We start from the raw sequence: 14,987 nt of genomic DNA on the forward strand, positions 1-14,987 counted from the left end.
CTCGCTTATTTAATTTGTACGTTCAATTCTTTTGCATATGCGATGTCTTGAGTGGTTAAAGTATAGCCCTTTTCACGCAGAACCGTTAACATTTGAGGTTGATACGCACGCAAAATCAATGGAACAACTTCGTCATATGGAATGTCTTCTGGCTTCATCCGACGAATCATGTCTTCAAATGCGTTCGTATTTCCTTCTGTCACCATTATCTGTAGCAACTGTGGATGTTCAACCCAATAAGAATAAGGTAATTGTTCGTGTGTAATTAGCCACTTTTCGGGATCATCATTCATTCCATATAAACCCTCAATCAATAGACGATCGTTCTGCTTCACATCGAGAGGCGCACCTAACTCAATCATCTTTTGAAACTCGTCTACAGAAGACGTGTCAGCCATACTGATCCATTCTTCAGATTCTAATGGTAGACCTGCTTCATACAAGGAAATGACAGAAGCGGTATTGTGGTAATAGTAAGCAAGATCCATCCACTGCTCTTCCGCTTCGATGAATGGTCTGTCGAGAATCTGTTCTACTTGCTGCTGATCAAATGATACAATCGCTTCTTCTAACGCTTGTTTTTGAAGATGAATATAAACGAACGTTACAGTGATGCTTAAAAGCATCACTGTAACTCCTACACCAATCCATTTCTGTTTCTTCGAACTCATCAGTAATAATCACCTGCGTCATTTGGAGATTCTGGATTAGGATCTGAACCTTCTTTTACTCGCACATAGAATTCAGAGTAAACAACTTCTGGGCCTTCACCAGATCCAAAGTAACGACTAACATCCTCTGTCGCTACTTGAACTTTTGCAAGTCCAGGTTTTTTTAACTTTAATTTCGTATTGTCAATCACTTCTGCAACATCATTCCCTTGCACGACTCGCATACCATAGCCACGGACAGTTGAAGTCGCAGGGTAAAACTGTGGTGCGTAGACGAACGGCGAATTTTCAACATATAGCTCTATATTCGGAGAGACAATACGTTGTGGATATTCTTTCACAGTAATCTGTGAACTGCCGAATTGCTCACTAAAATCACGGAAGGCACCGGTCACGAGAATCGGTCCGACATTCGGATATGTGCCTTGAATAGCTTGCACTTCGACTCGCTCCGAGGTTGGACTGCCAACGATTCGAAGCGCTGGGTCTCGATTTGCAATCGACCAAACAATCGGAAGCGGCATATCCGTATTTTGATTCAAATTCAATACTACACTTTCCCTGACCATTTCTGAGATGAGTTCCCCATCCACTTCCTTCGTTTTTTGGTAAACCCAAAGGTCGTCCGTTTTTGGAGTCAACGTCATCGTTGGAAGTGAAATCTTCACAGTTGCCAAAATCGGTGCAATCGTTCGACCAATCGGTTGATTGACGAGTGATACTTTCACTTTTGCCGTCCCAGGTTTTTTGGCAACTACAGTAACTTGTTTTGAATCCGACTGTTTTGTCACTAAGTCGTTGCCTTCCACAAATTCAAAGACATAGTTTTGATATTTTTCCGTTTTTGATTCAACAGTCGGTTTTAATGTACCACTTTGTCCGACTAATAGCTCAAGAGAATTCACTTTAAAGTTCTTCACGGGATCAATAACGATTACGTCAATTTCATTTGAAACAATGGTTTGATTCCCTTTTGTATAACTTACTTTCACTTTCGTACTTCCCGGTGTAATCCCCGTCAAAATCCCGCTGTTGTCTACATAACTTGACGCGACGGTTGCTACATCGTTTACTGAACTATTCCAAATCAAGTTCAACTTTTTACCTGAATCCGGTTGAATGTTTGGGACAAGCTGAAAAGTATCGCCCACTTCGAGTTCAATCGGTCCATTCAATTGGATAGAACTGATTTGTTTTTCTGTGATCGAGGTACGTAGTTCAGTTAATTTCCCATCTCCTTCTTGAACAATATCTTTACCGTTGGCGTTATTGTTCGAGGCATGGTCTCCGACAAATTTATACGTGTAGGTCCCTTGTGTAAACTCATAGTCTCCAATCGTTTTGGCTATTAGTTGAATCTCTTCATTCCCTTTGAATGGAATCCAAACCTTTTGGAGTGCATCATAAATTTCAATCGGGTTATTGTCAATTTTACGAAGTTTCGCTGAAACCATATTCTTCTCAGCATCAATCGACCATCCTTTTGGTTGAGTTTCTGATAGAGAATAACCTTTAGGGACGACTTCATTCACTTGAATTTCCCAAGTCTCTTTCTTATATGAGTTTTCGTTCGGTCGAGAAATATCAGGCATTTTTGTCGATACGTCGTATGTCAGTGTAGCCCTTTGATCAACCTCCACAATCGTAGGGGAGACTGTTCGCGATACGTGAACTGCTTCTTTAGAAGGTTTCACCTTCACATCAAATTTTTCCGTGGCCACAGCCCCACCGCTATCTTTCGTTTCAATCTCTACACGAAGTGTTCCGTTTCCCTTGATATCATGTTGATGGAAGAGACTTTGCACTTCATTATTTTTCACATTTTGATAGGTTGGTTTAGATGAAGTTGGTTTAGGGAAAATCTGTTTGCCGTCAATGACGACCCGGGTTTGTAAGCTTTGGTCTTTAAAATCGTAATCGATTGAGTTCCAGGCTAAATAAAGAGGTTCTACATCATAGATGGACCGTACGTTATTCTCGAGTGGTGGAGAAAGCACCTCAATTTTAGGTGCATGGTTGGATCCGATGAATGCGCGGAACATCGTGTTCACAAAAATCTGCTTTTCTGGCGTTTGAGGGAAAGTCGTCTCATGACCGGCTCCAGTATACGTCAGATTATTGACGGTATACATGTAATAATGATGTGCAGCATCTCCGGGCGTATGCTTGTCACTCGAAAGGTTATACCAAACCGTCAAATCTTCGTTGGCCATGTTAAGCGAGAAATATTGACTATGCGTTTTTGAAACCATATTATTTGTCGGTTTGGTTGGCAAATCGTATGGATATTCCGTGAACAAACCTGTTGCAACCTGCTCGACTTTTGTAGTTGTATATACGCCTCGTTTACCGAAGTTGATTAAATTTTTGATGGCAAAGTCTTGCCCAAATGCTGTTTCCCATTCGCGCTGGCTTGATGGATCTTCTTTATAACCATTTTCACCCGGTAAACGATAGAGCATGTCGTGTGAGAACATCACACCTTGCCCACGTTTAATAAATTCCTGGAGGGCTTTCGTCGTATTCGGAATTGCAGCAGCATCCTTTGAATAATTCTGTAAGTTTCCATTATAATCTAAACGACCAAACGAATCTTTGAATCCAAAAATGATTAGGTCTTTCTCATAAAACCATTTTTCAATAGCAGGATCATAGTCCGGAGAATTTTTATCTGCTTTTTTTATTTTGTTTTCAAAGCTCTTTAGGTCTGTGATTTCCAAATCAAAATCATAGAGCCCACTTTCATTCAGCATATTTTTGCTAGTTTCACCTACATTTTCGTCTAAGCTGTCATTAAACGTTTGAAACAAACTACTGCCATCATTTTTAGAGACTGTTACTTGTAAAATCTTCGCTTTTGCAAACACATCTTTTAATAAAAACCGTCCCGTTCGATAATGATATGTTTGATTCGATTCATCCTTTACGACGACTTTCCAATAACGTGGGCTTGTGTAACTTGGTGCATCAATCGTATAGGAAAGTGTATCGCTCAACTTCGCCGGCACAGTCATAACTTTTTCTTCTAAAGAGAATCGGTCGTTACTGTCGAAATCAATATAGAGCTCGACCGTTGCTCCGTTAGATGGGGTTGAATTCAACGAATATGAAAAATCAATCGCTTTTCCGCGAACTGCAAAATTACCAGCGTTGGCGATTGACACCTGATTCGTTAAAAGTTCCCCATTCTGTTTGACTGTGACTTCCTCAAGTTTTGTCATTTTTCTTTGTTGGAACACTTGCTTGATTTCGTTAGAAGCGGCCGCTGTTCGGTTGAATATTTTTAAATCCGATTCATTTTTGAGTGACTCAAAGTTTCTCACGATAGACTGATTAGTTAGAGTTGAGAAAGCATCCTCGTGTACCCATACCGGAATTCCTGCTTTCATCATTCTCGATAAATCAATTACACGTAAAGTAGTTAAGTCGTTATCTTTTTCCTTTGTAGCATATAAAGACTCAATATATGCTTTGTATTTATTATCCGCTTCATTATAAGGCGTACCCTTATCCCCTACAGGTTTCTGATAGTTATATATGACTTGCTCAGGATTATATTTTTTCCCATTTTCAGCACCTGAAGGAGAAAACACGATCGCGTCATAACGCCCAAGTAGATCATAACGTAATGCATTGAATTGCTTTATCGACATTTTTTGAACGTCGAAATCATCTCCCACACTAATTCCATCGACTTTCCCGTTCACTTGTTTCGGAATATCCGTCACTTCTAAAATCACCGGTTTAATCGGCGTACTTGCCGATACGGTCGAATAAATTTCAAAAAAAGTTGTAATAAGGAGTGATGTTAAAAAGACGATCGCGACAAGCGCTGATACGGGTCGTTTCAATCTTTGTTGACTGACCATGTTGCATTTCCTCCTTGGATGATGAAGTGATGATGACATACGTTCTCATACTCATTCATACCCCGTATTTATCCATAACGCAAGGTCATTTTTGAAAACTTTGGAAATACGTTCTCACTTCACTAATAAAGTAAAGCGAACCCGTCACGACGAGTGTTTTCGAGCGCGGCGTTCGCACCCATACCTCTAACCAGTCTTTCCACTCCACAAAGTCTGCTCCTGCTTCAATTAAGCTCGATTGCGTCCGTGCCCGGGGAAAGTCGAACGTCGTCTCATACACACGCCCGACCTGCTCCAATGATTCGACCATCGCTTCGCGGTCCTTGTCGGCAAGAGTCGAGACAAGGATGGTCACATCGTCTTCAAGCTTCAACTGATCGACTAGTGCGGCCACCCCTTCCGCATTATGCGCCCCGTCTAAAATGATTCGCGGCTGTTTCGAGATGAGCTCGTAACGCCCCGGATGTTGTGCCGTCTCGAGTCCCTTTTGAATGGCCTCGTGCTTCCATCCTAGATGCCGCGCGACCGCGACGGCACACGCCCCGTTGTAGGCCTGGTGATGCCCCGTCAAACCTAACGTCACCGGACGCAGTCCTTCATATGTAACCGTCGTGTCGGCTCCATCCTCAATCGTCTGAACGAGCGGCGTGACCTCATGAACCGGTGCCTCCATCGTCCGCCCTTGTTGCTCGAGCAAAATGATCAAGCGCGCATCGTCTAAACTATGAAACATCGGGACGCCGCGCTTCATGATGCCGAACTTCTCTATCGCGATCTCTTCGAGCGTATCACCGAGTATGCCTTGATGGTCGTGCCCGATCGACGTCACGATCGTCGCGAGCGGTCGCTTCAACACGTTCGTCGAATCGAGCCGGCCCCCGAGACCAACTTCCCAAATGACGAGGTCCGGTTGCTGTTCATGGAAGTACAGCCACGCCATGACCGTCAGCAGTTCAAACTCGGTCAATGTCTCCGGTGACTCATCGGCACGGTCACGGACACGGTTCGCGATACGGACGAGATCAACCTCGTGAATCGGTTCGCCGTTCAACATGATCCGCTCCTCGAACTGGATGATGTACGGCGAGATGAACGTCCCGACGTTCAACCCTTCAGCGATTGCCATCGCCCGCAAAAACGCGACGGTCGATCCCTTCCCGTTCGTCCCGGCCACGTGAATCGACGGCAATTCGTCAATTTTTAACGTCTCGAGCATCCACTCGACTCGATTCAATCCAGGCTTGATCCCGAACCGCAGTTGTCCGTTCAGCCATTCAAATACGTCTTGTCTTGTCTCCATCTTTAACCCACCCCTGTTCTAACACTTCACTCCCATCTTACCAAAATTCACGAAGACCTACGCAGAGAATCGGCTGTGCTATACTCGAAGCGAACAGAGATAGGAGGAATTCAGATGAAAGACACAGGTTGGAACTTTGAAGCGACATACGTCGAACTTCGTGACATGTTTTACGACCGTGGGCCGATCAACCCGGTCGACAAACCAGAACTCGTCTTATTGAATGAACCCCTCGCCGAGACACTCGGACTCGATATTGATGCATTGAAAGAAGACGTGGCGCTCCTGTCCGGAAACCGGCAGACCGACACGTCGTTCTCGCAAGCGTACGCCGGGCATCAGTTCGGCAACTTCACGATGCTCGGTGACGGACGCGCCCTCTTCTTAGGGGAACACGTCACAGCGAACGGTAAACGGGTCGACGTGCAGTTGAAAGGCTCAGGACCGACCGAATACTCACGAGGTGGTGACGGCCGAGCCGCTATCGGGCCGATGGTACGCGAATATTTGATTAGTGAAGCGATGTACGCGCTCGGTATCCCGACGAATCGGGCACTTGCCGTCGTCAAGACAGGTGAACCGGTCATGCGTCAAGGGCCGAAGCACGGTGCCGTCCTGACCCGTGTCGCCTCGAGCCATATCCGCGTTGGCACGTTCCAATACGCGGCCGCGGCCGGGTCGATCGATGACGTCACCGCCCTCGCCGACTATGCGATCCATCGTCACGACTCAGGTCTTGAAGGTCGTCCTGACCGCTACGAAGCGTTCCTCGGACGCGTCATCGAACGTCAGGCGAAGCTGATCGCCGATTGGCAACTCGTCGGCTTCATCCACGGCGTCATGAACACGGATAACACGTTCATCAGCGGTGAAGGGCTCGACTACGGCCCGTGCGCCTTCATGGACTCGTACCATCCGCACACCGTCTTCAGCTCAATCGACCGCGAGGGCCGTTACGCCTACGCGAACCAGCCGTATATCGGGTCGTGGAACTTGGCCCGACTCGCCGAGACGCTGTTGCCGCTGCTCGCCGACACGCAAGAAGCTGCCGTCGACATCGCCAACAAGCTGTTGAACGATTATACGGAGATTTATAAACAAGCGTACTTCACCGGACTCGCCCATAAGATCGGTCTCTACGTCCGAAAAGACGGCGATGACGCGCTGACGGACGAATTGCTTCGGCTCATGATGGAGACCGAGGCCGACTTCACGAACACGTTCCGCGCGCTCACGCTCGGAGAAACGGAGTCACTTCCGTTCGCGTCGCGTGACGATGGGAAGGCCTGGCTTTCGGCATGGCGCAAACGTCTCGCTGAACAAGCTCTTCCGGACGAAGATGTGACGCGACTCATGCGCCAACACAACCCGGCCGTCATCCCGCGCAACCATCACGTCGAATCAGCGATCATGGCAGCTGAACGAGGTGACTTCGGTCCGACAACCGCCTTGCTCGACGTGTTGCGGAAACCGTATGACTATGAAGCCGATTACGGGCGTTACGTCTCGCCGGGACCAGAGCGGACGTATCCATATCAGACGTTTTGTGGCACGTGATCCATTCCGCTTTTGCGGGATGGATTTTTTTGGGAACCTTTTAGCGTTTGGATGCGTACTATAGACAAACGACACTCTGGAGGTTTACTATGCGACTACTTGCTTCACTCATCTCGCTTGGTTTCGCTTGTCTGATTTCTCTAGAACTGTGGCAAGGTCCGTTTTATAGTGGCTGGATTTGGTCCATGCCCGCCTTCTTCTTAATCGTCTCGTTTTTCCAGTTCATGAAACATTTGAATGAGCTTGAATGGAGTGAGACGAAATGAAGGTCATGCTTACCGTACTTGTCTGCCTCATCCTTTCGGCTGCTTATATGGTGTATAGTCTCTACCTATCCCTCATTGGACAACCGCTTCACCCGCAATGGACCGGACTTGCGATTGGTGCCTTGTTCACATCATCTTATTTTTTAGTGACGAAGCAACTGCCTGGATGGAACGAAGGCGATCACGAATGAGGCTCGTCTACTTCACTATCATGCTCATCGCCGGATTCCTATATGCCGTGTATCTCGCCCATTTGTATCGAGTCGGGCTGACTGATTCGCTCTACATGCACTTCCTGTGGATCACGGGAATCGGACTTTATGTTTTATGGCTACGTCGAAGAACCCCCAAACGTCGTTCGTGACGTCGGGGGTTCTTCTCGTTTAGATGCCAGAATTCTCCCAAACGACAAAAAAACCTTCCTCGGAGAACAATTCTCCAAAGAAGGTTGATGTCTTACTTGCGTAACTCTTCAAGACGCGCGCGCACGGCGTCACGCTTGTCGAGGTAGTCTTTCTCTTTCGCTTTCTCTTCGTCGATGACGTGAGCCGGTGCTTTGCCGGTGAAACCTGGGTTGCCGAGTTTCTTCTGCACGCGTTCGACTTCTTTCTCGTACTTCGCCACTTCTTTTTCAAGACGGGCGATCTCTTCTTCGAAGTTGATCAAGTCGGCGAGCGGGATGAACAGCTCTGCGCCCGTCATGATCGCTGACATCGATTTGTCAGGTGCCGTCAAGCCACGTCCGATTTCAAGTTCGGTCGCATTCGTGAACTTGCCGATTGTCGCTTCGTTTTCGCTCAAGTAGCCTTGTGTCGTGTCGTCACTCGTCGCGATGAACAATTGGATCGGTTTCGACATCGGTGCGTTCACTTCCGAACGGATGTTACGGACTGAACGGATGACGTTCATGACCGCTTCGAACGCCGGTACCGACTCCGCATAGTGGAGGTCGTCACGGCGCGTCGGATAGCTAGCACGGACGATCGAGTCGCCTTCGTGCGGCAAGTGCTGCCAAATTTCTTCTGTCAAGAACGGCATGAACGGATGCATGAGACGCATGATCGAATCGAGCGTATGCGCGAGCACCGAACGTGTCGTCGCTTTCGCCGCTTCGTCCTCACCGTAGAGCGTGAGTTTCGCCATCTCGATGTACCAGTTACAGAACTCTTCCCAGATGAAGTTGTACAAGTAACGACCGGCTTCACCGAACTCGTACTTGTCGACGAGGCGTGTCACTTGGTCGACCGTGTCGTTCAAGCGCGTCAAGATCCACTTGTCGGCGAGCGTCTTCTCACCTGAGAGGTCGATGTCTTCAAACTTCATCCCGTCCATGTTCATGAGGGCGAAGCGGCTCGCGTTCCAAATCTTGTTCGCGAAGTTCCATGTCGATTCGATCTTCTCCCAGTAGAAGCGCAGGTCGTTCCCTGGTGTCGAGCCCGTGAGCAGGAACCAGCGGAGCGAGTCGGCACCGTACTGGTCGATGACTTCCATCGGGTCGACGCCGTTACCGAGCGATTTCGACATCTTGCGGCCTTCCGAGTCACGGATCAGACCGTGGATGAGCACGTCATTGAACGGCTGCTTGCCCGTGAATTCGAGCGATTGGAAGATCATCCGCGATACCCAGAAGAAGATGATGTCGTAACCCGTGACGAGCGCGCTCGTCGGGAAGTAGCGTTTGAAGTCTGCTGAATCCGTGTCCGGCCAGCCCATCGTCGAGAACGGCCAGAGCGCTGACGAGAACCACGTGTCGAGCACGTCTTCGTCTTGATGCCAGTTCTCAATGTCAGCCGGCGCTTCTTTGCCTACATACACTTCGCCTGTCTCGTTATGGTACCAAGCCGGGATGCGGTGGCCCCACCAAAGTTGACGGCTGATGCACCAGTCACGGATGTTTTCCATCCAGCGGAGGTACGTGCCTTCGAACCGCTCTGGGACGAAGTTGACTTTCGTCTCGTCGTTGCCTTGCGCTGCGAGCGCCGCTTTGGCGAGTGGCTCCATATCGACGAACCATTGCTTCGACAAGTACGGCTCGATGACCGCGCCTGAACGTTCCGAGTGACCGACCGAGTGCGTATGCGGCTCGATTTTGACGAGCGTGCCGTCCGCTTCTAAGTCTTTGACGAGCTGCTTGCGGCAGTCGAAGCGGTCGAGCCCTTCGTACTTGCCAGCATTCTCGTTCATCGTCCCCGACTCGTCCATGACGAGGATACGCGGAAGCTCGTGACGGTTCCCGATTTCAAAGTCGTTCGGGTCGTGCGCCGGCGTGATCTTCACGCAACCGGTACCGAACTCGACGTCGACGTAGTCGTCCGCGACGATCGGGATCTCACGGTTCATGACCGGGAGCATGATCGTCTTACCGACGAGGTGCGCGTAGCGCTCGTCTTTCGGGTTGACGGCGACGGCCGTATCGCCGAGCATCGTCTCTGGGCGCGTCGTCGCGATCTCGATGTGACCTGAGCCATCAGCGAGCGGGTATTTCATATGGTAGAACGCGCCTTCGACTTCTTGGTAGATGACTTCGATGTCGGAGACGGCCGTCTTTTGCGCCGGGTCCCAGTTGACGATATATTCGCCACGGTAGATCAAACCTTTTTCATACAAGCGGACGAAGACTTCCTGGACCGCTTTCGAGAGTCCCGCGTCGAGTGTGAACCGTTCACGCGAGTAGTCGAGGCCGAGGCCTAGTTTTGACCACTGGGCACGGATCGTGTCGGCGTACTCGTCTTTCCATTCCCACGTCTTCTCGAGGAACTTCTCGCGTCCGAGGTCGTAACGCATGATGCCGTCCTCACGGAGCTTCTGTTCAACTTTCGCCTGTGTCGCGATACCGGCGTGGTCCATCCCTGGGAGCCAGAGGACGTCATAGCCTTGCATGCGCTTCAAGCGCGTGAGTAGATCTTGGAGCGTCGTATCCCACGCGTGTCCGAGGTGAAGTTTCCCTGTGACGTTCGGTGGCGGGATGACGATCGTGTAAGGCTGTTTCGAGTCGTCCTCGTCCGCCTTGAACACGTTGTTCTCCATCCAATAGTCGTACCATTTCGCTTCCGTCGCACTCGGGTCGTACTTCGTCGGCATGCTGATTTCGTTTGTTTCGTTGGTCATTGTGCCAATCCTCCTCTATCTGTCTACACAAAAAACGGCTACTCTCGTCCTTAACGCTAAGGACGAAAGAAGCCGTATCTTCCGCGGTACCACCTTAGTTCGCCAACACGTGGCGCCCTCAAAATCGAATAACGGTCGATGGACCGGACCTTCCTACTTGATTCAAAAGGTCAGCTCCGAGGCGACTTCCGCACACTTCCCTCGCGACCTTGCACCGTGCGGCCGCGTCTCTAAAAAGGAGTGTTGTTGCGTACTATTCCTCATCATAGCTTTTAAACGTATCTGTTAAACAATTGTAGCGAGTGAAGACGGTTCAGTCAAGATTACAATGAAAACTCTTGTTGCAGCTCTTTGAACGTCGCATCGACCGCGGCGAGCGTCGCGTCGATATCCTCGTCCGTATGCACAGTCGACAAGAACAAGCCTTCGAACTGTGACGGTGGCAAGAACACGCCACGCGCCGCCATCTTCTGATAGTACGAGCGGAACATGTCGAGATTCGACGTTTTCGCCTTCTCGAAGTTCGTCACTTTCTCGTTCGTGAAGAAGAAGCCGAACATCGAGCCGGCCCGGTTCGTGTCGTGCGGGATGTTATATTTCTCGGCCGCTGCCGTGAAGCCTGCCGCGAGGCGGTCGGCTTTGCGCTCGAACTCCTCGTAGTGCTCAGGCTTGAGTTGCGACAGCGTCGTGTAGCCGGCGATCATCGCGAGCGGGTTGCCTGAAAGCGTCCCTGCTTGGTAGATCGGCCCTTGCGGTGCGATGTGTTCCATGATCTCCCGTTTGCCGCCGTATGCGCCGACCGGAAGGCCGCCGCCGATGACTTTGCCGAGGCACGTAAGATCAGGGGTCACGCCAAAGTAACCTTGGGCGCAATTGTAACCGACGCGGAAGCCGGTCATGACCTCGTCAAAGATGAGGAGCGCACCGTTTTGTTCCGTGATCTCACGCAGTCCTTCGAGGAATCCTGGCTGCGGCGGGACGAAGCCCATGTTGCCGGCAGCCGGTTCGACGATGACGCCGGCGATGTCGTCGCCGTGCTTCTCGAACGCGATGCGAAGCGCGTCGAGGTCGTTGTATGGGACGGTGAGCGTATGGCTCGCCAAGTCTTTCGGGACGCCCGGTGAGTCCGGGAGACCGAGTGTCGCGACACCAGATCCGGCCTTGATGAGGAGCGAGTCCCCGTGGCCGTGGTAGCAGCCTTCAAACTTCAAGATCTTCGTCTTGCCCGTATAACCGCGTGCGAGGCGGAGAGCCGCCATCGTCGCTTCCGTACCGGAGTTGACCATGCGGACCATCTCGATCGATGGGACGCGGTCGATGACGAGCTCGGCCATCTTCGTCTCGAGCTCTGTCGGTGTCCCGAACGTCCAGCCTTTTTCAGCCTGATCTTGAATCGCTTTCATGACGACCGGGTCGCGGTGACCGAGAATGAGTGGTCCCCATGAGAGGACGTAGTCGATGTACTCGTTGCCGTCGATGTCGTAGACGCGTGAACCTTCACCGCGTTCGGCGAAGATCGGCGTCATCCCGACCGATTTATAGGCACGGACCGGGCTGTTGACCCCGCCCGGCATGAGTGGGAGTGCTTGTTTGAACGCTGCTTCTGAGCGAGTTTGCTTGTATGTCATGCGAATTCTCCTTCCAAATAGCGACAGACGTCTTTTGCGAAATACGTGACGATCAAATCGGCACCGGCCCGTTTGAAACCGACCATCGTCTCCATGACGATACGTTGTTCATCGATCCAGTCGTTCATCGACGCCGCTTTAATCATCGCGTACTCCCCGCTCACGTTATACGCCACGATCGGCATATCGAGCGAGTCGCGCATGTCGCGGATGATGTCCATGAACGCGAGCGCCGGTTTAACGATCATAAAGTCGGCACCTTGCTCGACGTCCGACTGTGATTCCCGGAACGCCTCGCGGCGGTTAGCCGGGTCCATCTGATAGCCTTTGCGGTCGCCTTCACCAGGCGCCGACTGCGCCGCGTCACGGAACGGTCCGTAGTACGCCGATGCGTATTTGACGCCGTAGCTCATGATCGGGATGTGGCTGAAGCCGTTTTGGTCGAGCCCTTCGCGGATGGCGGCGACGAAGCCGTCCATCATCGAGCTCGGCGCGATGATGTCTGCGCCCGCTTGCGCTTGCGTGATCGCCGTCTGGACGTGAAGCGGCAGTGACGCGTCGTTATCGACGTCACCGTTCTTCACGATGCCACAGTGGCCCGTCGACGTATATTCACAGAGGCACGTGTCGGCGATGACCGTGAGCTGTGGTGCCCACTCTTTCACTTTGCGGATCGCTTCTTGGACGATGCCGTGATCGTGGTATGCTTCCGTGCCTTCCGGGTCTTTATGCTCAGGTACACCGAACAAGAGAACGGACTCGAGCCCGAGGTCGACGAGCTCACGGATCTCGTCTTCGAGACGATCGAGCGAGAAGTTGAAGACGCCAGGCATCGAGCTGACTTCGCGTTTAATATTTGTCCCTTCGACGACGAAGAGCGGATAAATCAAATCTTCTTTCCGAACATGGTTTTCACGTACGAGTGCACGCATCGACTTCGACGAGCGCAGACGACGGTGACGGTCGAATTGGTTCATGAAAAATCTCCCCCTACACACTGTATTAATGCATCCATAGTATAACACTCAGGCACTCGGACCGGTAACGTCGAAACTTCTCGGACGGCCCGCTCGGTCACTTCACCGATGGCGTACCACGTCCCGTGGAACCGTTCGAGGTAAGGCGTGAGCGCGTGGACGGCGGACGGACTGAGCACGAGTAGCGCCTCGACATGTTCGAGCGCGGCCGCTTGATCGGCCGTGAGTGCTTTCTCGACCGTCTCATAGACGACCCAGTCGTACACATGCGGCAATTGTCGCATATGCTCGGTGTTCGCCAAATCCCCACGGGCGAACAAGACGACGTCATCCTCACCGACGACGTTTGCCAACTCGCGGAACAACGCCTCGCCCGTATACGTCTCCGGCATGAGCGAAACGGTGAATCCTTCTGCCTCGAGCGCGTCCCGCGTCTTCTCGCCGACGGCAGCGACTTGAATGTCCCGAGGAACGTCTTGAAGCGCTGGGACAGCGGTTTGACTCGTGACGACGAGCCAGTCGAACGAATCAGTTGGCGTTGGTTTCCCGGTCAGCCGTGTCTCGATCATCGGGACGTGATGAACGGAAAGACCGCTCGCGTCGAGCAAGGCCCGTTGCGAAGCGGTCAGTCGTTTTGTCCCTGTGTACCAGACGTCACACATTGACCGAGGCGAGGATCTCGCGTCCGCCACGTCCGAGCAAGTCGTCAGCGACGTCTTGACCGAGCGCGACTTCGTCCGTTGACGTTTTCGTCACACGGAGCACGTCTTTGCCGTCGACCGAGGCGATCAAGCCGGTGAGCGTGACCGTGTCCCCGTCAACCGTCGCGTAGCCGCCGACCGGTACGTGGCAGCTGCCTTCGATCGCCTTCAAGAACGTCCGCTCCGCCGTCGCAGCTTTCGCCGTCACGTCATCGTGAAGAAGCTGTAAAATCTGCGTCACTTCTGCGTCGTCTTTCCGGCTCTCGATCGCGAGTACACCTTGTCCGACGGCCGGTACCATCATGTCGGCGTCGAGCGCTTCGAACTTGACGCGGTCGGTCCAACCCATGCGCTCAAGTCCCGCTTTCGCGAGCAAGATGGCGTTGAAGTTCTCGGTATCGAGTTTTTTCAAGCGCGTGTCGATGTTGCCGCGAATCCATTGGATCTCGAAGTCCGGACGGGCTGCGAGCATCTGTGCACCGCGACGGAGCGAGCTCGTCCCGATGACCGCGCCTTGCGGCAACGTCTCGAGCGTGTAGCCGTTCTCGCAAATTAGTACGTCACGCGCGTCGACACGTTTTGGCATACAGCTGATAAAGAGGTCTTCCGGCAGTTCGGCCGGGACGTCTTTCATGCTGTGGACGGCAAAATCGATGTCACCGGCGAGCATCTGTTGTTGGATCTCTTTGACGAACAAGCCTTTCCCGCCGACTTTCGACAGTTGGACGTCGACGATTTGGTCACCTTTCGTCACGATTTCTTTGATCTCGAACTCGTTCTGGGCCCCGGCTTGCTTCAATTGTTCGATGACCCATTTCGTTTGTGTCATCGCGAGTTGTGAGCGGCGTGAGCCGACGATAATTTTACGCATAATGTTTAGTCCCCTTCATAGAAAAAGGCGACGAGATCC

The 14,987-nt window shown here is 51.4% G+C and carries 11 protein-coding genes and 1 other annotated feature; of the genes, 3 read left to right on the forward strand and 8 right to left on the reverse strand.

Translation table 11 applies throughout. The features are described 5' to 3' along the window. Positions 1-5: 5 nt before the first annotated feature. The 3 genes from EVJ23_RS07085 to EVJ23_RS07095 form a co-directional block, all read right to left on the reverse strand. Positions 6-671, reverse strand: coding sequence for a hypothetical protein (locus EVJ23_RS07085; RefSeq protein ID WP_131465493.1), 666 nt, complete (start codon positions 669-671; stop codon positions 6-8). Next, positions 671-4,540: a DUF5057 domain-containing protein gene (locus EVJ23_RS07090; RefSeq protein WP_131465495.1), complete on the reverse strand. Its 3,870-nt coding sequence runs from the start codon at positions 4,538-4,540 to the stop codon at positions 671-673. Before EVJ23_RS07090 ends, EVJ23_RS07085 begins: the two co-directional genes overlap by 1 nt. 85 nt (positions 4,541-4,625) lie before the next feature. Next, positions 4,626-5,840 (reverse strand): bifunctional folylpolyglutamate synthase/dihydrofolate synthase, encoded by a 1,215-nt coding sequence (locus tag EVJ23_RS07095; protein WP_131465497.1) that lies wholly within the window; start codon positions 5,838-5,840, stop codon positions 4,626-4,628. A 114-nt stretch (positions 5,841-5,954) separates the two neighbouring features. Here EVJ23_RS07095 and EVJ23_RS07100 point away from each other — a divergent pair, with 114 nt between their 5' ends. The 3 genes from EVJ23_RS07100 to EVJ23_RS07105 all read left to right on the forward strand — a co-directional run bounded on the left by EVJ23_RS07100 (position 5,955) and on the right by EVJ23_RS07105 (position 7,854). Next, entirely contained in the window at positions 5,955-7,397 is a 1,443-nt protein-coding gene (locus EVJ23_RS07100; RefSeq protein WP_131465499.1) for a protein adenylyltransferase SelO, read from the forward strand. Positions 7,398-7,486: 89 nt separating this feature from the next. Continuing rightward, positions 7,487-7,663 (forward strand): hypothetical protein, encoded by a 177-nt coding sequence (locus tag EVJ23_RS15225; protein WP_161567021.1) that lies wholly within the window; start codon positions 7,487-7,489, stop codon positions 7,661-7,663. Then, positions 7,660-7,854 (forward strand): hypothetical protein, encoded by a 195-nt coding sequence (locus tag EVJ23_RS07105; RefSeq protein WP_131440967.1) that lies wholly within the window; start codon positions 7,660-7,662, stop codon positions 7,852-7,854. The genes EVJ23_RS15225 and EVJ23_RS07105 overlap by 4 nt, the downstream gene beginning before the upstream one ends. A 265-nt stretch (positions 7,855-8,119) precedes the next feature. On the opposite strand, the gene EVJ23_RS07110 is transcribed toward EVJ23_RS07105, so the two are convergent. The 5 genes from EVJ23_RS07110 to hemC form a co-directional block, all read right to left on the reverse strand. After that, positions 8,120-10,771 carry a valine--tRNA ligase gene (locus tag EVJ23_RS07110; RefSeq protein WP_131465501.1) on the reverse strand — a complete coding sequence of 884 codons (2,652 nt, stop codon included), beginning with the start codon at positions 10,769-10,771 and terminating at the stop codon, positions 8,120-8,122. A 55-nt stretch (positions 10,772-10,826) separates the two neighbouring features. Next, positions 10,827-11,047: a binding site (T-box leader), on the reverse strand. Between the two features lie 47 nt (positions 11,048-11,094). Then, the gene (hemL, locus tag EVJ23_RS07115; RefSeq protein ID WP_070327715.1) at positions 11,095-12,399 is read right to left on the reverse strand and encodes a glutamate-1-semialdehyde 2,1-aminomutase; all 1,305 of its coding nucleotides are present in this window, start codon (positions 12,397-12,399) and stop codon (positions 11,095-11,097) included. Continuing rightward, on the reverse strand, positions 12,396-13,376 hold the full coding sequence (hemB, locus tag EVJ23_RS07120; protein ID WP_071399362.1) for a porphobilinogen synthase: 981 nt from the start codon (positions 13,374-13,376) through the stop codon (positions 12,396-12,398). The genes hemL and hemB overlap by 4 nt, the downstream gene beginning before the upstream one ends. Further along, positions 13,373-14,038, reverse strand: a complete 666-nt coding sequence (locus EVJ23_RS07125; protein ID WP_131465503.1) for a uroporphyrinogen-III synthase — start codon at positions 14,036-14,038, stop codon at positions 13,373-13,375. The genes hemB and EVJ23_RS07125 overlap by 4 nt, the downstream gene beginning before the upstream one ends. Beyond that, a complete protein-coding gene (gene hemC, locus EVJ23_RS07130) occupies positions 14,031-14,948 on the reverse strand; it encodes a hydroxymethylbilane synthase (RefSeq protein WP_131440976.1) in 918 nt (305 codons plus the stop codon). Before hemC ends, EVJ23_RS07125 begins: the two co-directional genes overlap by 8 nt. Positions 14,949-14,987 lie beyond the last annotated feature (39 nt).

Source organism: Exiguobacterium sp. SH1S1 (assembly GCF_004337245.1).
GTDB classification, from domain to species: domain Bacteria; phylum Bacillota; class Bacilli; order Exiguobacteriales; family Exiguobacteriaceae; genus Exiguobacterium; species Exiguobacterium aurantiacum_A.

Bases quoted from the DNA above. Each gene is read 5' to 3' on its own strand.
- EVJ23_RS07085 (WP_131465493.1), bottom strand. From the start codon at position 671: ATGAGTTCGAAGAAACAGAAATGGATTGGTGTAGGAGTTACAGTGATG.
- EVJ23_RS07090 (WP_131465495.1), bottom strand. From the start codon at position 4,540: ATGGTCAGTCAACAAAGATTGAAACGACCCGTATCAGCGCTTGTCGCG.
- EVJ23_RS07095 (WP_131465497.1), bottom strand. From the start codon at position 5,840: ATGGAGACAAGACAAGACGTATTTGAATGGCTGAACGGACAACTGCGG.
- EVJ23_RS07100 (WP_131465499.1), top strand. From the start codon at position 5,955: ATGAAAGACACAGGTTGGAACTTTGAAGCGACATACGTCGAACTTCGT.
- EVJ23_RS15225 (WP_161567021.1), top strand. From the start codon at position 7,487: ATGCGACTACTTGCTTCACTCATCTCGCTTGGTTTCGCTTGTCTGATT.
- EVJ23_RS07105 (WP_131440967.1), top strand. From the start codon at position 7,660: ATGAAGGTCATGCTTACCGTACTTGTCTGCCTCATCCTTTCGGCTGCT.
- EVJ23_RS07110 (WP_131465501.1), bottom strand. From the start codon at position 10,771: ATGACCAACGAAACAAACGAAATCAGCATGCCGACGAAGTACGACCCG.
- hemL (WP_070327715.1), bottom strand. From the start codon at position 12,399: ATGACATACAAGCAAACTCGCTCAGAAGCAGCGTTCAAACAAGCACTC.
- hemB (WP_071399362.1), bottom strand. From the start codon at position 13,376: ATGAACCAATTCGACCGTCACCGTCGTCTGCGCTCGTCGAAGTCGATG.
- EVJ23_RS07125 (WP_131465503.1), bottom strand. From the start codon at position 14,038: ATGTGTGACGTCTGGTACACAGGGACAAAACGACTGACCGCTTCGCAA.
- hemC (WP_131440976.1), bottom strand. From the start codon at position 14,948: ATGCGTAAAATTATCGTCGGCTCACGCCGCTCACAACTCGCGATGACA.